25 protein-coding genes and 1 pseudogene are annotated in these 23837 nt (G+C 57.4%); 16 read left to right on the forward strand and 10 right to left on the reverse strand.

Annotated elements, in window-relative coordinates:
- Positions 1-1191: 1191 nt before the first annotated feature.
- From P0D84_RS21595 to P0D84_RS21610, 4 genes are all read right to left on the reverse strand, one after another.
- On the reverse strand, positions 1192-2220 hold the full coding sequence (locus tag P0D84_RS21595) for a serine/threonine-protein kinase (RefSeq protein WP_408340209.1): 1029 nt from the start codon (positions 2218-2220) through the stop codon (positions 1192-1194).
- Positions 2213-2668, reverse strand: coding sequence for a hypothetical protein (locus P0D84_RS21600; RefSeq protein WP_408340211.1), 456 nt, complete (start codon positions 2666-2668; stop codon positions 2213-2215). The genes P0D84_RS21595 and P0D84_RS21600 overlap by 8 nt, the downstream gene beginning before the upstream one ends.
- 172 nt (positions 2669-2840) lie before the next feature.
- Positions 2841-3701, reverse strand: a complete 861-nt coding sequence (locus P0D84_RS21605) for an ImmA/IrrE family metallo-endopeptidase (RefSeq protein ID WP_408340213.1) — start codon at positions 3699-3701, stop codon at positions 2841-2843.
- A 1-nt stretch (position 3702) separates the two neighbouring features.
- Complete coding sequence (locus P0D84_RS21610; protein ID WP_093634565.1) at positions 3703-4020, reverse strand: helix-turn-helix domain-containing protein; 318 nt, start codon at positions 4018-4020, stop codon at positions 3703-3705.
- A 192-nt stretch (positions 4021-4212) separates the two neighbouring features.
- Here P0D84_RS21610 and P0D84_RS21615 point away from each other — a divergent pair, with 192 nt between their 5' ends.
- The 3 genes from P0D84_RS21615 to P0D84_RS21625 all read left to right on the forward strand — a co-directional run bounded on the left by P0D84_RS21615 (position 4213) and on the right by P0D84_RS21625 (position 6825).
- Positions 4213-4422: a hypothetical protein gene (locus tag P0D84_RS21615; RefSeq protein WP_408340216.1), complete on the forward strand. Its 210-nt coding sequence runs from the start codon at positions 4213-4215 to the stop codon at positions 4420-4422.
- 635 nt (positions 4423-5057) lie between these two features.
- A complete protein-coding gene (locus P0D84_RS21620) occupies positions 5058-5708 on the forward strand; it encodes a Cap15 family cyclic dinucleotide receptor domain-containing protein (protein WP_408340218.1) in 651 nt (216 codons plus the stop codon).
- Position 5709: 1 nt separating this feature from the next.
- On the forward strand, positions 5710-6825 hold the full coding sequence (locus P0D84_RS21625) for a hypothetical protein (RefSeq protein ID WP_408340220.1): 1116 nt from the start codon (positions 5710-5712) through the stop codon (positions 6823-6825).
- 257 nt (positions 6826-7082) lie between these two features.
- Here P0D84_RS21625 and P0D84_RS21630 read toward each other — a convergent pair whose 3' ends face one another.
- Entirely contained in the window at positions 7083-7439 is a 357-nt protein-coding gene (locus P0D84_RS21630) for a hypothetical protein (RefSeq protein WP_408340222.1), read from the reverse strand.
- Between the two features lie 159 nt (positions 7440-7598).
- Here P0D84_RS21630 and P0D84_RS21635 point away from each other — a divergent pair, with 159 nt between their 5' ends.
- From P0D84_RS21635 to P0D84_RS49075, 4 genes are all read left to right on the forward strand, one after another.
- Positions 7599-8450, forward strand: a complete 852-nt coding sequence (locus P0D84_RS21635; protein WP_408340224.1) for a hypothetical protein — start codon at positions 7599-7601, stop codon at positions 8448-8450.
- Positions 8451-8756: 306 nt separating this feature from the next.
- Positions 8757-8879, forward strand: coding sequence for a hypothetical protein (locus P0D84_RS21640; RefSeq protein ID WP_408340226.1), 123 nt, complete (start codon positions 8757-8759; stop codon positions 8877-8879).
- Positions 8880-9335: 456 nt separating this feature from the next.
- Complete coding sequence (locus tag P0D84_RS21645; protein ID WP_408340228.1) at positions 9336-10463, forward strand: NADH:flavin oxidoreductase/NADH oxidase; 1128 nt, start codon at positions 9336-9338, stop codon at positions 10461-10463.
- A 387-nt stretch (positions 10464-10850) separates the two neighbouring features.
- Positions 10851-11138, forward strand: a complete 288-nt coding sequence (locus P0D84_RS49075; protein WP_459252222.1) for a hypothetical protein — start codon at positions 10851-10853, stop codon at positions 11136-11138.
- Here the strand turns inward: P0D84_RS49075 and P0D84_RS21650 are convergent.
- From P0D84_RS21650 to P0D84_RS21665, 4 genes are all read right to left on the reverse strand, one after another.
- Positions 11121-11402 (reverse strand): hypothetical protein, encoded by a 282-nt coding sequence (locus P0D84_RS21650; RefSeq protein WP_408340230.1) that lies wholly within the window; start codon positions 11400-11402, stop codon positions 11121-11123. The genes P0D84_RS49075 and P0D84_RS21650 overlap by 18 nt on opposite strands.
- Entirely contained in the window at positions 11366-11767 is a 402-nt protein-coding gene (locus P0D84_RS21655; protein ID WP_408340232.1) for a TetR/AcrR family transcriptional regulator, read from the reverse strand. Before P0D84_RS21655 ends, P0D84_RS21650 begins: the two co-directional genes overlap by 37 nt.
- Before the next feature lie 601 nt (positions 11768-12368).
- Positions 12369-13067, reverse strand: coding sequence for a DsbA family oxidoreductase (locus tag P0D84_RS21660; RefSeq protein WP_408340234.1), 699 nt, complete (start codon positions 13065-13067; stop codon positions 12369-12371).
- A gap of 48 nt (positions 13068-13115) precedes the next feature.
- On the reverse strand, positions 13116-13265 hold the full coding sequence (locus tag P0D84_RS21665; protein ID WP_408340236.1) for a hypothetical protein: 150 nt from the start codon (positions 13263-13265) through the stop codon (positions 13116-13118).
- On the opposite strand from P0D84_RS21665, the gene P0D84_RS21670 reads away from it, so the two are divergent.
- The gene (locus tag P0D84_RS21670) at positions 13264-13917 is read left to right on the forward strand and encodes a DsbA family protein (RefSeq protein ID WP_408340238.1); all 654 of its coding nucleotides are present in this window, start codon (positions 13264-13266) and stop codon (positions 13915-13917) included. The two genes, P0D84_RS21665 and P0D84_RS21670, sit on opposite strands and share 2 nt — an antisense overlap.
- 50 nt (positions 13918-13967) lie before the next feature.
- Here P0D84_RS21670 and P0D84_RS21675 read toward each other — a convergent pair whose 3' ends face one another.
- Complete coding sequence (locus P0D84_RS21675; RefSeq protein WP_408340240.1) at positions 13968-14363, reverse strand: NAD(P)/FAD-dependent oxidoreductase; 396 nt, start codon at positions 14361-14363, stop codon at positions 13968-13970.
- A 207-nt stretch (positions 14364-14570) separates the two neighbouring features.
- Between P0D84_RS21675 and P0D84_RS21680 the strand changes: the two are divergent.
- From P0D84_RS21680 to P0D84_RS21715, 8 genes and pseudogenes are all read left to right on the forward strand, one after another.
- Positions 14571-15683: pseudogene (locus P0D84_RS21680) on the forward strand (alkene reductase).
- 423 nt (positions 15684-16106) lie between these two features.
- Entirely contained in the window at positions 16107-16829 is a 723-nt protein-coding gene (locus P0D84_RS21685; protein WP_408340242.1) for a TetR/AcrR family transcriptional regulator, read from the forward strand.
- A 102-nt stretch (positions 16830-16931) separates the two neighbouring features.
- Positions 16932-17837 (forward strand): LysR family transcriptional regulator, encoded by a 906-nt coding sequence (locus P0D84_RS21690; RefSeq protein WP_408340244.1) that lies wholly within the window; start codon positions 16932-16934, stop codon positions 17835-17837.
- A 324-nt stretch (positions 17838-18161) separates the two neighbouring features.
- Positions 18162-19355 (forward strand): FAD binding domain-containing protein, encoded by a 1194-nt coding sequence (locus P0D84_RS21695; protein WP_408340246.1) that lies wholly within the window; start codon positions 18162-18164, stop codon positions 19353-19355.
- A gap of 260 nt (positions 19356-19615) precedes the next feature.
- Positions 19616-20101: a VOC family protein gene (locus tag P0D84_RS21700; protein WP_408340248.1), complete on the forward strand. Its 486-nt coding sequence runs from the start codon at positions 19616-19618 to the stop codon at positions 20099-20101.
- 2 nt (positions 20102-20103) lie between these two features.
- Entirely contained in the window at positions 20104-21327 is a 1224-nt protein-coding gene (locus P0D84_RS21705) for an FAD binding domain-containing protein (protein ID WP_408340250.1), read from the forward strand.
- 71 nt (positions 21328-21398) lie between these two features.
- The gene (locus P0D84_RS21710) at positions 21399-21761 is read left to right on the forward strand and encodes a DUF485 domain-containing protein (RefSeq protein ID WP_408340252.1); all 363 of its coding nucleotides are present in this window, start codon (positions 21399-21401) and stop codon (positions 21759-21761) included.
- Positions 21758-23392, forward strand: a complete 1635-nt coding sequence (locus tag P0D84_RS21715; RefSeq protein ID WP_408340254.1) for a cation acetate symporter — start codon at positions 21758-21760, stop codon at positions 23390-23392. The genes P0D84_RS21710 and P0D84_RS21715 overlap by 4 nt, the downstream gene beginning before the upstream one ends.
- Positions 23393-23837 lie beyond the last annotated feature (445 nt).

Genomic DNA, 23837 nt, shown 5'->3' on the forward strand with positions numbered 1-23837 from the left:
GCGTTGCCGTGAAAGTTGCTAGACGGGTCACACCCTCAGACTCAGCTCGTGGCCGACGCCGCTCGAAATTGCGCTTCGGAGCGCATCCGGGCGGAGGGGCACCCTGCGTGCCGCGTGCGAGCCGGTCCCGCGATTTGTCTTGCAAGAGCGATAAATGTCGTCGTAATGACTCACTGCTAGATTCGAGAGCTATTTGGTTGGTGACGCATCGAACTGAACTGGTGTGCGGACGTTGGCTCGCCACACGGCGTGGTCCACCGCGTCGGAGTGCGAAAGGCACCGCTGGTGATGGCGCTCGCGCTTCACCTCTCAGCAGGGACAGCCGTTTGCCCTGCGAATGCAAACTGCGTGAGCAGATTTGTGCACGTTAAAACAAAATATCGGCGGCCACGAAAGTGTTGCCTTTGAAACCGCCGGGAAGGCTATGGCGTCGAAGCTCGTACCGCAGATAAATCCCGGTCAGCGTATCCGAACGTTGGAACGCGCACACCTCATGAACTCTGGGCGGAGGCAGGGAGGGCTCGTCCCAAATCACGCAAAGGGCTACCAGTCGGCGTGAGACGAGGCTACCGCTGGTGCGTCTGGTCGCTGACGAAGGTGCTGTTCCGCTTGCGGGCTGGAAGTCCGTCCGGCTTTATGGATTCCGGCTTGGACCGGAAGTCGTCGCCTGGGGCCGTTCGGTGGAGGAGGCCGCGAAGTCGTCGTTCGCCAGTTTCTCGTTCGTACATCATGCGCGGTTGCTTCGGCGTCGGTTAATCGCGCCCAGGTCGGCCTTTCCTGAACAAAGAGGCGGGCAAGACTAACCATCCGATGCAGTCCGTCGGCAAACGCAAAGGACGAAACGCCATGGCTGCACGCGTCGGGGGCTGCGCATACGTGGTTCGTGGGTGCTTTGCGAAACCTGAGCTTGGCGGCGGTGTCGGATGCTCCGTCAACTGTTGTACGAGGAAATTGTCATGTCATACGCATACATCAATCGACACAAGCGTGAGCGGAACTCGTCACTCAGTCTTTTGATTTCGTTGCCACGTTCCAATGTACATAGCCCAGCGAGTCTATGCAGCGGACGCGGCTCAATAACTGCTTTGTAGATACCGGTTTCGCCTGCTGTCTATCGGGCGAGGCGGCGCCCCCCGCGCCTAGCTTTGCGCGTGTGCGATAGTCATCAGGTCGGTTTTTAACGACGGCCATCTAAATCTCCTTCAGGAAGCGGCGGATTGTCTTTTCGTCCATGGCCTTGACGCACCAGTCCTTCAGCCTTTGCGTCGTCTTCTCGGTTTTTCGCGTCGCCGTGGAGCTACCGTCGGGTGCGACAACCAAAGTGAAGGTTCGCTCACCGTCTGATTTCGTCCACGTTCGCGTGCCATGCTTATCCGTCGTATAGCTCCAGTCTAGTTCATTCCCGTCCAGGCTCGCCAAAGCGTTTGCAACTTCGATAACCGCCTTATATCGGTCATTGACCGAGACGGCGAGGCACTTTTTGACGATAGTGCGCAGGGTGTTGGGGATGTGCGCCGGAAACCGATTTCGATCTGGGAAAGCCGCCGTATGAACAGCAACGGCAAACTCCTCGTTAGTGCTGTACTTCCCAAACTGCTCGTAGAAGGTCGAATTACCGCAGCACATGCGGTACAAGGTCAGCCCGACCTGATATACGTCAAACGCCGGCGTATGCTCGTCCTCCAGGAACGCCTCGGGAGGAATATTCTTCCAGTACATCAAAGGCTGTATCGCCTTTCCGCCAGTATGCATCTTCTGGGCGAGGCCAAAATCGGAAACCAGCGCCTCGTTACGGTTGGACAGCATGATGTTATCGGGCTTGATGTCGAAATGAATCAAGCCTTTCGAATGGATGTTGTGCAGGCCACTTAGAAGCTGAATGGAGTAGCGCACAATTTCCCGTACTGTCAGGAAGCGTTGTTCAAGCAACTTGTTCAGGGAGCCCGACGAAAAGTAAGGCATCGCAAGATAGATGAACTCGTCGTCTTCACACGCATAATGGATGGGTGCCACGTTGGCATGGTCACTTAGATACAGGATGCTCGCTTCGCGATAGTAGTGTGCGACGTCGTTCATCGAGTCTTTCCGGACACGTTTTATTGCAAGGTCAGCGTCGAGCTGTAAATCGTGTGCATGGAACACGGCCGAATTCTTGCCTTCAGCACCAATTTCTTCGCCGAGCTGAAATCTGAGGCTCGCTTCGGTGTGTGGATTAAGCATTCGCAGCTCCAATGGCTGTTGCGATTGCCTCGCGCTCTTCCTTCTTGAGCTTCACCCAGCCCTCCACCTCTTCATAGTCTGCACCCTCGAGCAGTTCACGTAGATGCTCGCGGCTCATCTTCAGCCTGGCGGCAATGCGTGCAATCTGACCGCAGAAATAGCTTTCGAGCTCACTGCTTGCGAACGCTTCCTGAATGACACCTTCGAGTTCGATGCGCTCGATGGAGATTCCCTGAGCATTGCCCTCGGTGATGCGGATACCGGCTCGCCTCACGTCATATTCCCGGATGACGTCGAGGACGGTGTTTCTGACGTATTTCAGCTGCTCAGGCGTCTCCAATGCTTTGGGTACAACGATGCCTTCCAGGTTCACAATCTGCTTTTCGTCCGCGTCGTACACGACGAACGTGACCCGTTTCGGCGCAACGCGTATCCCAATCGTTCTCATTTTTCTCTCATATTGTGCAGGTGAGCATGTTGGCCGCTGAGCCAAGCACACAGAGTGGCTCACGTGTCCGCGCGCCCTGTGATTCAACTGCATGCAATGCGGAATCTCGATGTGCCGGTGGTGAACCGGAGCGGCACAGCCGCGAGCGGTCGAATGACCTCCTGCGGATGCGCTATCGATTCGCCCACGGCGCCCAAACTGCTTCTGTGCTGGGCAATTCTAGCAGGGTCAAGGTGCCGTACTGCTCGGAAGCGATTTTCATTTCCCGCAGTTTGGTGCCCGGGCTTGCGTCCGCAAACCAGACGCTGGCAGGAACCGTCGCGCCCTCGGTTTCCCGAACGATTGACTCGTTTGCCGCAACTGACGCCCCTGGAAGCTCGACGACGTGTTTGCGTGCTCTGAAAAACGCACCGGACTTGCGAGCGCTTTCGCTCGAGTAGGACCAGCGCATGAAGCCATCGTTCGACGCGATCAGAACAACCTTCTTGTCCGTTGCGCTTACCCACCTGAGCGCTGCGGCCGTGAGCGACACGCCGTAGCGGGCCGCGCAATTACCCAGTTGCTCAAAGTCGACCCTTGGCGATATCTGCTGTCTGAAATCATCAAGAGGCATCAGCAGATTCGCGGCAAAGCTGTCGGCCTCGATTTCGATTCGTCGCTCATCCGCCTGCCAGTCGTCCATATCCTGGTCGGTGCAGTTGAACTCTGTTTGGGCGGCACGATGAAGGATGTAGTGCCCGAGTTCATGCGCCTGGGTGAATCGAACACGCCCTTTGGACCTGACGGCTTCGTTATAGATGAGAGCCCAGCCGTTGCCATTTCCAAGATAAGAGAGACAGCCATCGAAGCCGGGAATATCGGCCCCCACGACGCTGGTAATCGGGTCATGCCATTTGAATATTTCGTGGCAATTCTTTGCGAGCGACTCGACATCAACCGGGAAACGCACGTCGCCATGAGCCGCGCTCAGTTGATTGAGAAGACTCGTCAAGCGAAATGCAGCCCTCGCAGGCGTCAGCACGTCTGTCTGCATCTTAGTTTTTTAGCGCGTCAAGAATCTTGCGAAGCCGTTCTTTTGCGTCTGCGTCAAGCTTCTTGTAGTTGCGGTAGAACGCCTCATCCAGGTGATGCTGCTCTGGCGCTTGTACGTCATCTTCGACCAGATAGGCAGAACTCACCCCTAACGCATCTGCCAGGGCCATGAGCTTCTCCGCAGATGGTCTCTGCGATTCGCGGTTCTCAAGTTCCCACAGATAACTCTTGCTCAAGCCTGCTTGCGCTGCCAGAGCCTCAAGGGTCAGTTTCTTCCCCTTACGCAACTCGCGAATTTTTTCGCCGAGCCGAGTGGCCATCACAAATACCCCCAAAGATACACACCTGAAATGTACCACGATTCCGAACTTTTTGAGTGTCCAAGCCGGAAAAAGTTATTGACTTTCCGTATGAACAAAGCAACACTGCAAGTGAAGTTCGGTACACCGGAAATTTACTGACACTTCTGACGAAACTTCGTGCTACTCCATCTCTCTGTAAGGATTGAAATTATGACCAAGCATTACCCGAAAGGCCTGGATGGCCGTCAGCGTGACGCCAATGGCGAGATCCGCCACAAGCGCGGTGACACTCTCGTTCGTACATTGCGCAAGGAGTACGGTGAGGATTTTGCAAAGGGCGTGCGTTCGGACGCCCGTCTCGATACCGTGCTTGAGCGCACCGGGGCCACTTCATTGAGCGACCTGTTGAAGAAGAAGTGAAGCGGTTGGAAGCAGAAAGTTTCACCACCGGAAAAGTTAAGCGGAAAAAAAGTCGTGTTATCAGGTATTTTTTACTTGATAGCACGATGACAGATTTTGTATGTTGATGGTGTTTTTCAACAAGATATAGTGCCGCGTGCAGGACCGCACCATGCGAATGACGCCGGGTCGAACGCTATGCCTGGTTGCGTTCTGGTTGCCAGCGTATCGGCCGGAATGTCTGGCTGATAGCTTTCGAGCGTGGGGGTTTGGCGCGCTACGACGCTGCGTGGGATGGCAGTTCCTGGCTAGCAGCGCGATTTGTAGATGCGAGAACCGGCGGTAGCTGTAGAACCGAACGTGGTGAATGCAGCCTGTCAGTTGAAAACCGGCGGGCATGGAGCGAGTGGGGCAGAGGTGCTGCCAATTCGAAGGATGTGGCCAGAACATCTGTCGTTTCGCGCAACATAACACGTCGATCCGGGCGCAGGTCGGTCGAGTGGTCGATGAGGCGCGCAATGGAAAGTTTTCGAGTTTGAACTTGAAGTCTCGGTGAGCACGCCTGCGTACCAGCGGGGCTGACGGCAAGCACATGTCCTGGCAATTTTGTTCGGCCATGCGCAGAGATTTGGACCCTGGAGTGAGAGCGACAAAATATGACAGACCATGAATACTCCATCCTTGACCACGACCGGGGTCGGATTTTCCAGTACATCGGTACCGGCATCACTATTTTGGCCGCGTTATACGCGGCTAGCTGGGGGCTGCTCGGGCAACTGGTAACGCGGATTTTTCCATCCGTATGGGGGTTTGTTCCTAAAACCCTCGATAGCGGTATTGCTTTTGCGGTTTTGTACTTCGCGTTTAATCGTTGGTTTTGGCGCAACTGGGTTTGCCGAAAGCTATTCGGCTTTCACAACGTCAGTGGTGAATGGAGCGTTGCAGGTACGACGCTGGGGCCCGCAGAGGCGTTGCCGCAAGGAGGTGCACCACGACAATGGGCGGGAAGCATCAAGGTTAATCAGCAATGGACAAAAATCGGCGTCCACCTGAGAACGAAAACCTCGGAATCGTTCAGCCTGTCTGCGGCCGTAAAGGACCATGACGGTGAGGCATTGCTTATGTACTCCTATTCCAATGAGCCGACGGCCCGAGCTAGAACGGCGGATGGCCTGCAGGTACACCGTGGCTACTGCGAGCTACGCTTCAGCGAGGATGGTAAGAGCGCGTCCGGTTGGTACTTCAATAACATGGGGCGGGTCACCTACGGCGAAATGGCGCTCACAAAAATCGACCGGAGACCATAAGATGGCAAGCAACTACACACAGAAGCTCGAGAAGCTTCGCCAGCGCCGCGCCCCGACCAATTTCGCAAAAAGCCTGACCGCCGGACTCATCTTCGATTCTGCCGAAGCCCGACATGCGGTCGAGTCATTTGAGTCGAAAGGGAAGGGCGACGCAACACGGTACGCGCTGGGGTGCATGGCTGAGGTGCCGCCAGAGTACACAGAGATTTCCATCCGGGACGGGCAACGAATTTCCGATCAGCTCACAAAGCAAACGGAATATGGTGTGCTTACACGGCTGCAGGGCTCGGTACCGCTCAACATTCACATTTACGCCTCGTCGGATGTCGACTTGCTGGTGATTGCAGATTGGTTTGTCACTGTCGATATGCCTGTCGTTGCACCAGGTACATACAACTTCCGTCCGGACCTGTCACCCGTGTCGGAATTGGGAAGACTGCGATCGTTTTGCGAAAGATATCTGACCGGCAAATACCCAGCTGCTGATGTCGATGTATCAGGCGCTAAGTCGATCGCGGTGTCCGGCGGGTCGCTCGCGCGAAAAGTTGACGTAGTTCCCGCGCACTGGGTTGACACGTGCGACTACCAGCAGACAAAGAATCAAACGTATCGGGACGTTTGCATCTTAAACAAGACAGACGGGTCGACGATGTCGAACCGGCCGTTTCTGCATATGGCGCTCATCGACCTGAAGGACAGCGCTTCGGACGGCTACGCCAAACGCGCGATTCGCCTGCTGAAGTGCTTGTCTCGCGACGCGGATGTCGACATTAAGTTAAGCAGCTATGATATTGCTGGCCTGATTTACCATATGAGCAATGACCAGTTAAAAGTGAATCAGTACTTGCCGCTGCAATTGCTGAACCGCATCGAAGAATATCTTCGGTATCTGGAGGCGAACCCCTTTTATGCCGTGTCTCTTAAGGCGCCCGACGACACTCGCACCTTGCTGGACTCGGCAGACAAGGTACGTTCTCTCTCGGCGTTACGCCAGGAGTTGACGGACACCATTGAGAATGTTGCGGCAGAGTACAACACCGAGTTGGCTTACATCTTCGACCGGGCCCGCGCTGCGGAAGCGGCACGCAGAACGCTGAGGGAAACGGTCATATTTTAAGTTGGCGCGGACAACGAGGTCCGTGGAGGTGCTTCGGCCGCAAGCCTCGTTCCAATGCTGATTCGACCGCATTCGGGTAACGCGAAAAAATAAGGTCTCGCGCCGCGCTCATGGTCATCTTCGACATGTCCAACACGAGATCTGCTATTTCATCGGGCATCATCAAGGCAAGAAGGTTGTCCCGCGCGATGGCCTCGTCGGGGCGAGAATTTTTAGATTTGAAGATGCGGGCGCTCCTTTGCGGGGCGCCCGGAACATTACGCTGACTGCACCTTGTCTGGCGATGCAGGGAGCGGCGTCACAGAGCCCAGCGTGAACATCTGGTCGAAGTGATTCAGGAACGTCTCTAACAGATGACCGTGATAGTAGCCGTAGGCGGTCATTGAGACATTGTCGTCCTCAGACGGATAGATATTGAACCTTAGTCTTCCGTTGTCGACCGTTGCGGCAAACCATGCCTGGCCTCTCCAGTCCTTCGACTTGTGTGTATAGAACTTTCCGTCGTCACTGATCTCCCAGGTCGTAATCTTGCCCGTTTGCTCAGTCTGTTTGATTCGTTTGTTGAATTCGCTCAGAAGCGCTGAAGGTTCGCTTGTCTCAAAATATACGGCCATAGTTTCTCCCGTGTCATTTCTTTTAGGATTACGCCCGCTTACGAATGTAGTCGCGGGCCACGCACGCCGGCGGCTTCAGTGTTTCAAGGCTGGCGACTCTCGATTTTTACACAAGAATCAAGGCTATGTTGTCCGACCGGATGCAAGAGCAAAAAAACTGTGAACATGAACATCGAGTCCTCCGAGAACAATCCAACGCCGTGGTATCGAAAGACGAAATTCGCCTACGGCTTATATTTGGCTGCGCTCATTGGCGGCGTCTTGACCGTTGGTATCGGGAAAATCCACTTGCCATCCTCATGGCCGGACATGGTGCTGGAGACAGCTGCCGTTTGTGCGTTGATAGCGGGATTCCTGATTCGATTCTTCCCGGTCATTGCTGCGGTATGGCGACATCCGTTGGCAAGGTGGGTCTTGCTTGTATATGGAGCAATGGCGACGGTGATCGCAACCGCGCCGGCCAAACACATCGTGTCTGGCGCACTCCAGTTACCCGCAACGGACTTCACTTCCACGCTGGCGTTCTGGACGCTTCTTTGTGCGCCTCAGCTTTGGTTGTCCGGCGCCGCTTTCGCGGCCACAGGCGTCTACGCATTGCTATTGTGTCGCATCTTTCTGGAAGGGCTGTTCGTTCATAGTTTTCTCGGAGCACCGGTCCGGATTGGTATGCGCCTCTTTCCTTCGCTTCGAAGCTGGCTGGGAGCCAAGGAGACCGAGGATGTCAGCTCTTTTCTTTGGACTTTTCTCGATTGCGCCGCCGCCGCGTCGCTTGCGCTGGCACTCGGTTCAGGCGTCGACATCGCGTACAACGCAGTCAACAGACCAAGACTGGTTCGATTGTTTGCGTTCTACGCTGACTACGAGACTGCTTCCGCCTACCCGGGCGTTGAACCGGGAGAAGCATATGTGTTGCATGCCAATAACGTTGTCTCGTACGCGTGCCGAACTGGTCATGACATCGTTATTCGCACGGACCAGGTGAGATCACCCTCTTTCGGACGGGGACATTGACCGGTAAGCAAGCGACCGAAAGTCAAGCTGCAGCGGATGCCGCATCCCCAAGGGGCATGGTTCGATGCGCAATCTTTCATGGTTCCTGCCTGACGGGACGGATGCGTTGAGCTTCGCGCTGTCGCTGAACAGCAGACCCGTGCAGGTGTCATTGAGGGGCTTGATGGTCCGGTCCATTTCGCCGGTGTGCCAGCTGTCGGCGAACGCCTGGTCGTCGCTATGGTGCCGGCACCGCCGGTTGCTTTCAGGAGTTGCGACAAACCGTTTTCCGCAGGCGACTACTGTCTGAAGCGGGCGGATATCTCCGTGCTCACCAGAAGATTCGATCAGGTTCTGGTGACCGATACGTTGCTCGCGAGATTCGAGCGCAGTGTGCAGTGCGAGGCCAATTGCCGCTCCAATCAGCTCGGCAATGACGAAGCAGGGTAAGTGCGCTGGTTTCTCCAAATCCTGCTGAGAACCGGCGCATCTCAATACCCAGTCCTAACCGGGTATCGATCTGGTGTGCTCGAACGAGCGCTTACGCTTCGAAGGCCTTCTGGAAAAGTTCGGCCGCGACCGCGCTGACGGAAGTGGGCATTGATGCAGAACGCGCAATGCGCCTGTGAAAATTCTTGTGACAATCCGGCCTCCGCCCTTGCTAGACGGGCACTCCGGGTACCAAGCGACAGCCGCAACACCCTCGGCGATGCGAAGGTATTCCGCAAGTTATCGATAGATAAACTATACTGTTTTGAACGTTCCAGCTGGCCCTTGCGCGGAATCGCAGGTCGGCAAATTCGCGCATTGCCAGCGGCGAGTAACGCTTTGGCAAATCCGATTTCGGAAGCGTCGCGATCGCCGCGCGGCCACCGATGCTCACAAATCTTTCGGCAGGAGAGAGTTATGACTTCAGCGTTGTTTTCCCCCGTTACTATCGGGCCGATTACGCTCCCTAACCGCGTTGTCGTATCGCCAATGTGTCAATACAGCGCCGACGATGGATGCGCTAACGACTGGCATCAGATGCACCTGATGCAACTTGCCATGTCCGGCGCAGGTCTCATTGTTCTTGAGGCCACTGCGACCGAACGGCAGGCGCGCATCACGCATGGATGCCTAGGTCTCTACAGTGACGCAAACGAAGCATCGATTGCGCGCGTGTTGGCTGCGGCGCGGCGCGTGGCACCAAAGCAGACCCGTTGGGGCATCCAGATCAGCCACGCCGGACGCAAAGCCTCCGCGCAGCGCCCCTGGGAAGGCAGGGCAGCGCTTCGTCCCCTCGAGGATCCCTGGCAGACAGAAGGTCCGTCTGCACTGGCAGCCGGGGCGGACTGGCATACGCCCAAAGAGATGACACGGTCCGACATGGATCGAGTACGGGATGGATTTGCGGCGGCCGCCGTTCGTGCCGCACGCTTGGGCTTCGACGTGGTCGAGATTCATGCGGCGCATGGATATCTCATCCATCAGTTCCTCTCGCCGATCGCCAATCTGCGCACCGACGGTTACGGCGGTTCCCTTGAAAACCGGATGAAATTTCCGCTCGAAATTGCAACTGCAGTTCGTGAGGCGCTTCCGGCAAGCGTGTGCTTCGGCTTACGAATCACAGGATCGGATTGGATGCCTGACGGCCTCGCCGTCGCAGACGCAGTTGCCTTCGCCTCCGCTCTGAAGAATGCCGGGGCCGACTATGTGTGTGTCAGCTCAGGCGGGATCGCCAACGTTCGCATACCTGTGGGACCGAACTACCAGGTCCCCCTCGCCGCCGAAGTGAAGGCAAGCGTCGGAATCCATACACGAGCTGTAGGCATGATTGCTGACGCGGACCAAGCAGACGAAATCATTGCGTCTGGTCAGGCGGATACCGTGGCGATCGGTCGAGCGTTTCTGGACAACCCGCGCTGGGTGTGGCATGCGGCAGAGCGCCTTGGCGCGGAGGACCAGATGACCTATCCGCCGCAATATGAACGTAGCAAGCGTGCGTTGTGGGCGGGCGCTAAACTGGCGAGACCAGGTACGGCCTCTGCCTGACAAACTTGTAAATCCCCCGTTGGATCCGGTGACAATACCTCGCGGTCACCGGAGACCGGCGGAATAGTGCCCGACCTTGCTGGCCGAATCCCCGATTGTCGGGGCGTGAGCTCAGTGAGGGGAGGCTGGATAGTCAGTACGCGTTTGCGGACCGCAAGCGCGTACTCACGTGACTGGCGATCGCTGAGGAATACCCGGCACGGCGCAAGCAGGCCTAGAAGGTTTAGTTACGCTTGCGGGTGTCATGCGGCTCAGCTAAACAAGCTTTCCACGGCGCTCGTCGAAGAGTACGGCGCCATCTTCATTGGCAACTTGAGCGCCTCGACGCTTGCGAAGACACGGGTGGCGAAGTCCGTGCTCGGCGAGAGCTGCAGTTCGTTCCGAACCATGCTGCAGTACGAGTGCGATTTTGCCGGCGTGTGGTTCGGTGAGGTTGACGAAGCGTATTCAACCCCGACCTACAACTGCTGTAAAAGGCGCCCAGGCCCGAAGGGCCTGGAAGGTTTTGGAATAAGGGACTCGGCCTGCTTTGGCTGCGGCGCATATCATCACTGCGGCGGAGAACATTCTCGCGGCAGGATGTCGCAGTCTGGCAGTAGAAATCCCCGTCCTATCCGCGCCCAGCGCGGCAGCAGCAGGCTGAAATCGGGGAGGACATCAAATCGCGGCCTCTAGATATGCAATGGCGGCCGCCGAAGCTTCGGCAGCGAGAGTCTTCCAAGACATGGAGACAAACGCGCCATCGTTGCCACTTGCCTTTCCAACAACTGCTGAAGCAATGATTTGAAAAGAAAAGGTCGTAATTAAATCGGCACGAGCCGTCTTTAACGGCGGAAGAATTGAGCCAAGGACGGCGCGATACTGCAGGTAAATACGACGTCGACCGAGAGAGCCGATCTGGCTTAATGCAGGCTCTTTGACTCGGCGGTCGAACAACACTCTGTGCAACGCTCGTCACGACAAAAGCTTTTCACCAATGCGTCTACCAGAGCGATCACTAAACTTCGGATATCGGTGAACTGCTCGCCTTGCAATCTTTCGATGACAGCCTGCTCAATTCGGTCGGTTACTTCCTGCTTGATGGCGGCGAGGATGTCTTCCTTGGCGCGAAAACGGCGGTAGATGTTGCCCACTGGCAAACCCGATTTTTCAGCGACAGCGGCAATCGAAAAACCGTCAATTCCTTCGGTTCGCAGGAGCAATTCGGACGCGGTAATGATCTTGGCGAGCGCTTCACGGCTTCGCCGCTGCTGCGGTCGGAGAACGTGAGGAGAGTCTTCGAAGCTGGGGTTGTCAGGGGACATGGCGTGTTATCACTGGGAGGCCGGCTACCTTCTGACACAAGACGAAGTTGCCGCCGCGCGAAGAAAAAAGTGCGAGTTAGTATAACGCACGTGCTGTTCTCCCCAAGGGCCATCCAACCGGAGTTTGACCAAACGAATGGGGTGCCGCATAGATTCAACGTATTCGCGCTGACGTGTCCGAGCAGTTATTTTTTGAACGCTTCTTGCCTCCAAGAGGAATCGACGTAGGTAACCGGCGCGCTCGCATTACAAGGAAAAGCAAACGCCCTACGGTGCCTGTAAGGAAACTGCCGGCGAAGAGACTTCCGAATCCTTGGAAAATCTCACACGTTTGCTTTTCGGCAACGCTGAGAATGGTAGCCTAAAAAATGTTCTGCCCGGAATTGTGACTAGCTGTCGTTCGCAAGTTACCACGTCGCGACGAATGCACGGAGGTTAGTTAGGCGACGGTCATATCGCTGTTCGCAGCATGCGCGCTACTAATCGCTGTACATGGGCACATCACAGTGACTCGACGTATTGACGAGTCGACTGCGTGAAGCGTCTCGCTCTCCGCCGATCGCGAGAAAACCTCAGCTTGCTCATCCGCATCATCAATGCGTCAAGCGATGTGACTTACATCGACTCCGGCGTCGTCAGATTCGGCAAGCAACGTCCGCGCGAAAATCGCCGACGGCTGCGCGCCCCCGACCCGGCTATTGCCGATTCGCACGGTTGGCACTGCTCGGACGCCTTGCGTCTGCGCATCGAGTTCCCTGGCAACGACTTCAGCTTCTCCATGCGCGCCGCTGAGAAAAGCGCGGACCTCCTGAGCATCGTATCCGGCGAACTCGGCCAACGGCACCAGCGCATCGATCGTCCCAATGTTTTCTCCGCGCGAAAAATAAGCGGCAAAGATGCTCTCGAACAGCGCTTCGGTTTTCTCCTTGTCACCGATCCGTTGAGCTAGCACCATCAACCTATGGGCTAGGCGGGTGTTCGGGGTAACTCCGACTAGATCGTAGTTGAACTCCAGTCCCACCGTCCTTCCAGCCGCAGCCACGTCGGCGTCCATTGCCTGCGAACGAGCCCAACTGCCGAACTTGGCGGTTCGATATTCCTTCCTTGGCAGCCCGGCCAGGGGCATGGCCGGGTTAAGCTCGAAGGGCGTGTACGACAGCTTCGTCGATACATCGGCTGCCTCGCCGCTCAGCGCATTCTTCAGGTTGCGGTGGCCAATCCAGCACCACGGGCAGATGAAGTCGTAAGTGATTTCGATATCCAAGGGTTTCATGTCCGCTCCTTCCTTCTGTTGACCCAACCAGAGTAGGCCCATTCCGGCGTCGTTTGAATGGCAATATGGCGCAAGTCAGCGTTGCTCCTGCCGCAACGCGGCGTCCCTGCCTTGCGGCGCCTGCAAAGCCGCGTTGCGCTGCGCGCCCATTCTCGGTGTGGCCGCCTGGCCATATTCTGCGGCAACGAAGTTCCATCGTCCGACACTCAGCAAGGAGAGCATCATGCAATCCCCGGTTCTGCACTATCTGTACGACCCGTTCTGTGGTTGGTGTTACGGAGCCGCGCCGATGGTCAGCGCCGCCCAGCAGATTCCCGATTTGAAGATTCGAGCGCACGGTGTCGGATTGCTTTCCGGCGACAAGGTGCAGATGATGTCGCCGGAATGGGTAGATTTCGTCCGCCCGCATGAAGCGAGGATTCGCGCGTTCAGCAAGCAGCAGTTCGGCGATGCATATGTTCATGGCGTGCAGGAACATCAGGACGTCTTGCTGGATTCGTCGCCGCCAATTGCCGCCATGCTAGTCGCAGAAGAGTTTGACGCAAGGGGTGTCGTGATGCTCAAGCGTCTTCAGACCGCCTACTATCAGGAAGGCCGTGCCATCGCCGATCGTGCGGTCATCGGTGAACTCTCGGAAGAACTTGGCTACGAACGCGATGCGTTCCTGAACCGTCTCGAAGCCATGCTCACGAGCAACGTGATCAGTCATATAGCGCTCAGCAATGACATGCTGAAGGCGCTGAACATGCGCGGCTTCCCGGCGTTCGCTCTAGAGATCGACGGCGAGCTTCACAACATGCCGCTTGGCCGCTACTTCTCCCGGCCCGCGTTTTTCAAGCAGGAAATTGAGGCGCTGCTGGACGGGCATCGGGCGTAGTGCGCCATCACGAACCGGACCACCCAGAGAAATCCTGTGAACGAAGGCGTTCACCGGCCGCAGGTGAACCGCATGGCCTCCACTTGCTCGGCACCGTTAGACTTCGCGACCGAAGAGTCCTTTCGCGCCCCGATATTGGCGGCGCGCGTGAGGCGATTACGCAGGTAGTGCGATAGCGTTGCGGCCGGCGTGATTACGCGAACGATGAGCGTGGCGGTTCGGGCCATGCAGGCTGAATTCATTGCCATCCATTCGGCCGTATCGCCATCGCCAATGATGAAAACCTTTTTGCCACTACATCTCGGCACTCCGCTCGGCGCGGCGCTGCAGAAAACGCTGGCGCCGGGCAAGCGCTGCCCGGCCGGTATGCCGCAAACGCGGTATTCAAAATATGCAAGCTTGATCTCGCGCCTGGATCCCTGTGCCAGGCGGCGCGTCTGTTCCATCGCGTATCGCGCGGATCGCCGGCGGGGCAGAGCATGAGAAATGTATTCATCTCAGGATTGAGCCCGTCCAGTCACGCACCGGTGCAATCAAGCGCTCCTTTGCGCGCCACGCAATGCTGCGTGGCACGGTACACGGATTCTCCTGAAGGCGGCGTCCCCCTATCGTTGAGCCCATCGATAACCCAACTTCCTCGACGGAGCAACACCATGACCACGCACCTCTTCAGCCCGCTCAAACTCGGCCGCTTCTCACTCGATCACCGCGTCGCGATGGCTCCACTGACACGCTCGCGGGCCGGTTAGCCAGGAAACATCCCGACGTCGATGAACGTCGAGTATTACCGGCAGCGTGCGGGCGCCGCGCTCATTGTCAGCGAAGCCACACAAATTTCGCAGCAAGGTCAGGGCTACGCGTGGACACCGGGTATTTACACCCAGGAACAGGTCGAGGCATGGCGCACAGTCAGCGACGCCGTGCATGCGGAAGGAGGCCGGATGTTTTTGCAACTGTGGCATGTCGGCCGCGTCTCGCACCCAGTGTTTCAGCCCAACGGGGGACTCCCGGTTGCCCCGAGCGCGATGCCGGTGCCCGGCAAGACCTTCGTCATCGACGAAGAAGGCAACGGCGTCTGGGGTGATATCCCCGTCTCGCAGGAGCTGACCTTGGGGGGAATTAGAGGAATCGTCGACGACTATCGCCGCGCGGCGCGCAACGCAATGTCAGCGGGTATGGACGGTGTCGAGATTCATGCCGGCAACGGCTACCTGCTTGACCAGTTCATCAATAGTGCAAGCAACCGTCGGGAAGACGCGTACGGTGGCAGCATCGAGAACCGGGCGCGTCTTCTGCTCGAAGTCGTCGAAGCGGTGTGCGACGAAGTCGGCGCGGAAAACGTGTCCGTGCGCCTTACCCCAATGGGTCGGTTCATGGGAATGGGCGACGATACGCCGGAGGCTACTTTCGGCTACATCGTGCGCAGCCTCGACAAGTGGAACCTCGCGTATCTGCATCTGGTGGAACCGGCGATGGTGGGCACCGTCAAGGACGAAAACTTCGACCCGCGCTGGGACGCGATCGTCAAACAGCTACGTGGCGAATACCACGGGGTGCTCATGCTGGCAGGCGGCTACAACGGCGTGACTGCGGAGGCCGCGCTCGCAAGCGGACGTGCGGACATCATAGCGTTCGGACGACCCTTCATCGCGAACCCCGATCTGCCCTCCAGGCTGCGTCATGACCTTCCGCTCAACGCCCCCGACAGCAGCACGTTCTTCGGCGGTGGCGCGACAGGCTATATCGACTATCCGGCGCTCGTCTGAACCTCCGGAGAGCAGCAGTCCATGCAGCCATTGTGGGGGAAGGGCGCGGGAGGACAGTCATGGATGTCGTCAACCGTCACCGCGCACCCATCATTGGCGGTTTTTGGTCGAATTGCTGGCGAGCGAAAGAATCAGCAACCCGACGCTTCATTCTTTTCTGGCGCGTGCGTCGGCGGCATCGTGCAGATCGTCTCGCTCGGTCTATTGTCGGCGTGGATTGGCATGGATTGGCATGGTTGTGCCAATCCCCGTGGCTCGCGGCACTCGCCCTGATGGCGCTCGCATTTGCGACAGTTTCGCATCGCGCTGTGCGTTCGTTAATGCACGACTAATGCTACTGCTCCACGCGGTCAACCAAGATTTCTCAGCTTGCTAATTGTCGCTCGATAGATAAAAATATCGGCTCGGACAGGAGCCCGAGTCATGCCGAAACGAAAACCCGACGCACCTTCGCCGTCCGACGACATGGCGACTGATCTGTTTTCGGTCCCCGCAGGCCGCAGGCTGACGCCCGAAGCGCGCGAGCAGCAGATCGTCGCGAAGGCTATCGAGCATTTCGCCACACATGGATTTTCTGGCAGCACGCGCGAACTAGCGCGACAGCTCGGCGTCACGCAGCCGCTTTTGTATCGCTATTTTCCCAGCAAGGAAGCGCTGATAGAGCGCGTCTATCGGGAAGTCTATAGCTGGGACGGAGCATGGGAGAAACTAATCGCCGATCGCTCGATTTCACTGCAGGAGCGGTTATCGAGTTTCTACAAGTCCTACGCGCGGACGATTCTTCGGCGTGAATGGATCCGGACCTTTATCTTTGCAGGACTGAGCCGCGAAGGTCTCAATACGAAATACCTGACCAAGCTTCGCGAGCGTGTCTTCCTTCCGGTACTGCGAGAGGTTCACGAGACGTACGGCATTCCGGGACCTTCGGCCGGTGCACGGCTGGATGCTGAAATCGAACTGGTCTGGAGCCTGCACGCGAGCATCTTTTACCTTGGCGTTCGTAAATGGGTTTATGGGCTTGCCGTGCCTGACGACTTCGACGAGGTTATCGACCGTCAGGTCGACGTCTTTCTCAATGGCACGCCGGCGACGTTGAAGAAAATGAACGCGGACGCTCCGCGAGTAAGTCGCCGCAAGAGCGCTTAAGTTAATCTTGAGCGCCTGTGCGTGCACCGGCGCGCCGTGGCACTGAGCGTTATCCCGGCAATTGCGCTGTATGGGCCATCAAAACCCGAACAAGGTGCGAGCATGGACAAGCTAGCAGCACTTCGTGCATTCGTGGAAGTTGCGGAAAGTGGCGGTTTTTCCAGCGCGGCACGACGGCTCGATCTCGCCGCGTCGTCGGTCGTGCGGTCGGTAGATGCACTCGAAGAGTCGCTCGGAGCCGCGCTCTTCAATCGCACGACACGGCTGGTGACGCTTTCCGATGCCGGCAACACCTATTACACCCGCGCCAAGAAGCTGCTCGACGACCTGGCTGAAGCCGACGCGTCCGTTTCAGATCGCGGAGGCGAGCCTTCGGGGCCGTTGCGGGTTTCTATTCCGGTCGCGTTCGGCTCACGGATCATCGCGCCACACATTGCCTCGTTTTTGTCGCAGTACCCAAAGATCGAGCTTGATGTGCGGCTCAGCGATTCCATCGTCGATCTCGTCGTGGAGCGCATTGATGTCGCGATCCGTCTTGGCGAAGCGGCTTCGACAGCCGATGTTGTGAGTAAACACCTGACTGGCTTCAGGCGCTGCGTTGTTGCAAGTCCCGACTATGTACTTGCGCACGGTCAGCCGGCGGCTCCGGTGGAGCTGGCGGAGCATGAGTGCCTTCGCTTTACATATGGTTTGGATCCGCAGGTCTGGAGCTTTTCGCGTGATGGAACATCAACACGTGTAGCCGTTCGTGGACGACTGAAAGCAAACACATCTGAGCTGCTTCGGGAGGCGGTCCTGGGCGGCGCCGGCATCGCGCTGTTGCCGGACTGGCTGGTTCGCGACGACATCAAGGCCGGAAAAATGACTGAGCTGTTTCTCGACTTCGACTGCCGGCCGAATGAAGCGCAAGCGGTTGTCAACGCGTTGTACCTGCCAAACCAGCGCGGCTCGCGTCGCGTCGGCGCTTTTATCGGTTTCGTTTCCTCAATAATCGATTCCTGCGAATAGCGGTATCCGGCCTTTCGTGTGTACAGAAGGGGGCGCCTACGATTCAGGTGACTCCCGCGCCGCTCGTCAGGACGTCGGATTCACTCGAGACGCAAAAAAGCCGGCTCGGCACTGTAGCTAACCATCTCTGACTTGCCGGCTGAAGCGGTGAGTTCGGCCGCGCGCTTCGTGCCTTCCGAAACGGTGCTTTCTTGGCCAACCTGCTGTTACTACGGCTATAAGTGCCGTTGACCTTTGCGGCGTGTGCAAAGCTACTAGCGAGTTGCAGCCAATTATCAGGTCGTTCGACGTGGACTAAAGTGCTTCGTAAGAAAGGAGCCAATCATGTCTGATAACATCGAGACGTCGTCGTCCGGTTGCACTGCCGCTTCAAAGCGCGCTCTCGTCATCGGTGGATCGCTTGCTGGGCTGTTTGCGGGCACTCTGCTGCTTCGAGCGGGATGGAACGTCGATATCTTCGAGCGCTCGCCTGACGATCTTGACAGCCGGGGCGGCGGCATTGTGCTGCAGCCGGAAGTAGTCGAGGTGTTCCGCCAGGCTGGCGTGGACTTCAGCATGCATGCGCTTGGCGTTAGCTCACAATACCGCGTCGTATTTCATCCGGACGGTTCGATCCAGAGTCGCCGACTCGCGCCGCAGACACAGACCTCCTGGTCGCTGATTTATTCCACCATGCGGCGCGCATTCGGTACTCAGAGCTATCACCAGGGGCGCCCGCTGGCTGACATTCGTCGCAATCCAGGTGGTAGGGTGACCGCCGTTTTTGATGACGGCAGTGAGGAAACCGGCGACCTGCTTGTCGGCGCGGACGGCAGCAACTCGACCGTTCGGCAGCTGCTGTGGACAGACGCTGAACCTCGTTATGCGGGTTATCTGGCATGGCGCGGGCTGGTGCCAGAGGATGCTATGCCCGAAATCACCCGCGAGACGCTGCATGGCGACTTTGCTTTCGCAAACAACCGCGAATCGCACATCCTCGGCTATCTCGTACCTGGGGAACGAAACAATACAACTCCCGGACAGCGGTTCTACAACTGGGTCTGGTATCGCACGGTCGACGACGTCCAACTGCGCGATGTCATGACTGACGTAGACGGTAGGTATCGCGGATATTCCATTCCTGAGGGAAAACTTGCGCCAGCGTGGCGCGAGCACATCTGGCGCGACGCCGATGCGTTACTGCCGCCAGCGTTCCGGGCGATAGTCAGAGCCACCGCACAGCCCTTTGCCCAAGCTATCCGCGACCTGTCGGTTGATCGCATGGTCAAGGGGCGGGTAATACTGGTCGGCGACGCGGCGTCCATACCACGACCGCATACTGCCGCCAGCACGTCCAAGGCAGCGACCAATGCACTAGCGCTCCAGACGGCTCTGCTACGCCTTCCCGACGATGTCGATAAGGCGCTTGCTAGCTGGGAGCCACAGCAGACTGCCTTGGGAAGGTACCTGCGTGAGCACGGCTGTCAGGTGGGCAACCACCTGCTTTTCGGTTCGGCTTCGCCCAAACAAGTTGGGTAAACTGACGCGCTCGCTCAAGATTTTTCCAGTATGGAAGGGCTGATCCAGCCGTCTCATTCGTATCTTGTCGCAAACGGGAAGCACGTAAGGAGCCTAGTCCTTTCTTCTCACGGCCCAGCACGGTCGCATCCTCTTTTCACAGCCGTCTACGGCAGAGAGCCAGGGTAAATCCCCATTCAATTCGTCTTGGCTGTGCAGTGGGGGCGCCATATAATTTATCGAACGATCAGTAATCGATAGATAAATTAAAGGAGGCAGACATGCCTATTTCGAAACTCGCGCACTACTCGATCCGCACGACCGATCTTCAGAAGTCTTGCGAATTCTACGAACGGGTACTCGGCTTCAAGCAGGGTTACCGCCCGCCGTTCGATTTCCCCGGTGCCTGGCTCTATAAGGGTGGTGACGAGAAGGACTTGGGGACGGTGCATATCATCGGCATCGACCCCGACAATCCCGAGGGTCTGCTGGCCTACCTCGGTGATAAGGACCTTCCGTCCACCGGCACAGGAACCGTCGACCACATCGCATTTCTTGCGACGGGCGTCGCGGATATGTGGAAGACGCTCGAAGCCGAGGGGCTCGACTGGCGAGATCGGACCGTCCCGAGCCTCGGCCTGCACCAGGTATTCATTGAGGATCCCTCGGGCGTCACCATTGAACTCAACTACCCCGCCTCAGAAGTGGCGCACCTGAAAGTCCCGCATGCGGCAGCAGCGGGCGCAGAAAACAACGTTGGAGACTGATCATGACTACGCTTTCAGCTCGTCCCAAAGCCATCGTGGTGGGCGGCTCTTTAGGAGGCCTGTTCGCCGCCAATCTGCTTAGCCGCAACGGCTGGCGGGTTGATGTATTCGAGCGCGTGCCCGAAGAACTGGCTGGTCGAGGTGCCGGTATCGTCACGCACCCCGAGTTGTTCGAGGCGCTTACCGCAGCGGGGGTCGATCTCGACGATTCAATCGGTGTGCAGGTTCAATCGCGTGTCACCTTCGCTCAGGATGGCAGTGTCCTTTCCGAGCGCAGCCTGCCGCAGACCTTGACGGCGTGGAGCAAGATGTACCATGTCTTGCGCTCCGCCTTTCCCGATGCGCACTATCATTCGGGCGGTACGGTTGTCTCGGTGCAGAATGAGACCGACTGTGCGTCCGTTACTCTCGGCGACGGCACTGTGCATCGCGCTGATTTCGTCATCGCTGCAGACGGATTCAAATCCGGACTACGCGACCAATTCCTTCCCGACGTCGAGTTGCAATATGCTGGATACGTTGCCTGGCGAGGCCTGGTCGATGAGGCCGCGCTTTCCCACGAAACGCACGAAGCGCTGTTCGACAAGTTCGCTTTCTGCCTTCCTCCGCGTGAGCAGATCATCGGATATCCCGTAGCGGGCGCGGGCAATAGTACGAAACCTGGTGAACGTCGCTACAACTTCGTCTGGTACAGGGCGACCAGTGAGGACATTGACCTGCCCAATTTGCTGACAGACGCAACCGGCAAGCGATGGGTCGGCGGCATCCCTCCGACTCTCATTCGCCCCGACGTTCTCGCCGAAATGGAAGAAGCAGCGCACGCTCTTCTCGCACCGCAGTTCGCCGAGGTAGTCACGAAGGCTACTCAGCCTCTCTTTCAGCCCATTTTCGATGTCGAAGTGCCGCAAATGGCGTTTGGACGCATCGCATTGCTCGGTGATGCCGCGTTCGTCGCGCGACCGCATTGTGGGATGGGCGTAACCAAGGCAGCGGGCGATGCGATGGCTCTCGTGGCGTCTCTGAACGCAGGCACATCGATACCCGACGCATTGCTGGCTTATAGCGATGTGCGGACCCAGTTTGGAAACTCGATTGTTGAGCACGCACGTCATCTCGGTGCCTACATGCAGGCACAGCTGAAAACCGACACTGACAGGGCAATGGCTGAACGTTACAGGACCCCGGAAGCTGTAATGCGGGAGACCGCTGTCTCTCCTCACTTCTGACAAATCCGAGGCGTGCCGGCCAAACCGGCTTGCCTTCGTCCCCTCGATGACAACGTACCCAAGGAGACACCGTGGAACAAAATTCCCCGGCCTACGGCATCGACGCACTAGACACGGGCACGCCCCGCGCCGTCGTTGCTAATCCGATTCTTGACGATATTCGTTTCCAGACTCTTGTCCGCAAACGCCGCCGGTTCTCGTGGTCACTTACGGTGCTCATGTTGATCTTGTACTTTGCTTTCATCTTGACGCTGGCTTTTGCACCGGATTTGCTTGGACGACGCATCTCAGCGGAGCAGCCTTGCACATGGGGTATTCCGGTTGGGTTCGGCATGTTTGCCGTCACGTTCGCTCTGGTTGCGGTCTATGTCGTCCGTGCTAATACGGTCTTTGACGCCGCTGCGAGCAGAATCAAGGAGGGGGTACGGAAATGAAACGCCTCGGACTATGCACATTTCTGCTTTTCGGCGCGCTACCTGCGTTTGCTGCTGCGCCGGCTGGCCTCAAGCAAAGCCATAACCCGATAGCCATCGGAATGTTTCTTGTCTTCGTCGCCTCGACGCTGTTCATCACTCGTTGGGCGGCACGAAAGAACAACAGCGTCTCTGACCACTACGCAGCCGGGGGCAAGATCACCGGCTTTCAGAACGGATGGGCAATCGCCGGTGACTACATGTCTGCGGCGTCATTACTAGGCATTTCCGCGCTCGTTTTCTCCAGTGGATACGATGGTCTGATCTACTCGATTGGCTTCCTTGCCAGTTGGCCCATCATCCTGTTCCTGATTGCCGAGCCGTTGCGCAACCTCGGTCGATACACCTTGGCAGACGTAGTGTCCTATCGCTTGCAACAACGCCCGGTTCGCGCGTTTGCGGCGTCCAGTTCCATCGTGATTGTTCTCCTGTACCTCGTCTCACAGATGGTCGGTGCCGGCAAACTCGTAGAGCTGCTTTTCGGTTTTAACTACGTCGCAGCGGTTGTAATTGTCGGCGTGCTAATGGTCGTCTACGTATTCTTCGGCGGCATGCTGGCTACCACCTGGATTCAGATCATCAAGGCAGTCCTGCTGCTTGCTGGCGCCGCGTTTATGGCATTCATGGTCCTTAGCCGCTTCGGCTTCAGCTTGAACGCATTGTTTGCCCAGGCGATTCTCGCGCACCCGAAACATGTTGCGATTATGAGCCCGGGCGGCCTCGTCTCGGATCCTGTCTCAGCTGTCTCTCTCGGCCTGGCACTCATCTTTGGCACCGCAGGGTTGCCCCACATTCTCATGCGGTTTTTCACAGTCGGTGATGTCAAGGCGGCCCGCAAGAGCATCCTGTATGCGACGGGAATCGTCGGAATCGGCTACGCGCTCATCATCATTATCGGCTTCGGAACGATCGCCCTCGTTGCGACGGATCCTCAGTACCATACGTCGTCCGGTGGCGTCATAGGTGGCGTCAACATGGTCGCCATCCATCTGGCTCATGCTGTTGGTGGAAACGTCTTTCTGGGCTTTATTTGCGCCGTTGCTTTCTCGACCATCCTCGCCGTGGTCGCGGGCCTAACCCTCGCTGGTTCGTCGGCCGTGTCGCACGACCTCTATGCAAATGTGATTCGCAAAGGCGCGGCGACTGACAAGGAAGAGATGCGTGTTTCGCGTTTGACGACTCTGGTGCTCGGCGTTCTCGCCATTTTTCTTGGAATTGCTTTTGAAAAGCAGAACATCGCATTTATCGTCAGCCTGACGTTCTCGATCGCCGCGAGCTCGAATTTCCCGGTCCTTCTGCTTTCAATTTACTGGAGAGGACTAACCACGCGGGGAGCTGTATGGGGAGGTTCCCTCGGGCTGGCGACTGCCGTAATACTCACGATTCTCAGCCCGACCGTTTGGGTTCAGGTTCTCGGTCACGCACATGCAATCTATCCGTACGAGTATCCGGCTCTCTTCTCGATGTTGATCGCGTTCGCAGCAATCTACGTATTCTCTGTCACGGACAGGTCTGCCGCAGCTACGCGAGAGCGCAGCCTCTTTGAAAACCAGCTTGTCGACTGTGAGCTCGGTATGGTGAAGCAGGGTTAAGTGTGGACAGAGACGCGACGAGATGTGACCGGATTATGGATCGCGTCTGTCGCGCTTCACTGGCGATTCGGCGGATTCCAAGCGCCCTGATGCCCGCAGACATAACCTGCCGAAGTAAGAGTGAGGCAGCGCTGCCGGCCGGAAAGTACTCGATTTGAACGTGCAGCGGTTATTTCGATTAGGGCAGGCCCCCAATGCCGCTCAAACGATGTTGTTTCTTACAACGTCTGTGCTTGGAGACTTACGTCTTGTTCGCGTGGTCACTGCACGCCGGCGGCGCTAGATGACCCTGTGAAGGATTCAAGTGTCTTGACCCGCGCGGCCGCGTTACGCGCGGCCTGATTGACCTTTGCATCGGCAGACTATGAACATGAACTTTAGACCGTCGTCCGCTACGTGGTTTGCTCCGCACAACATCCGGCAGTTGGGTCCCTTCGGTCAATCA

The sequence above is a fragment of the Paraburkholderia sp. RL17-337-BIB-A genome, from assembly GCF_046025895.1.
Classification (GTDB): domain Bacteria; phylum Pseudomonadota; class Gammaproteobacteria; order Burkholderiales; family Burkholderiaceae; genus Paraburkholderia; species Paraburkholderia fungorum_C.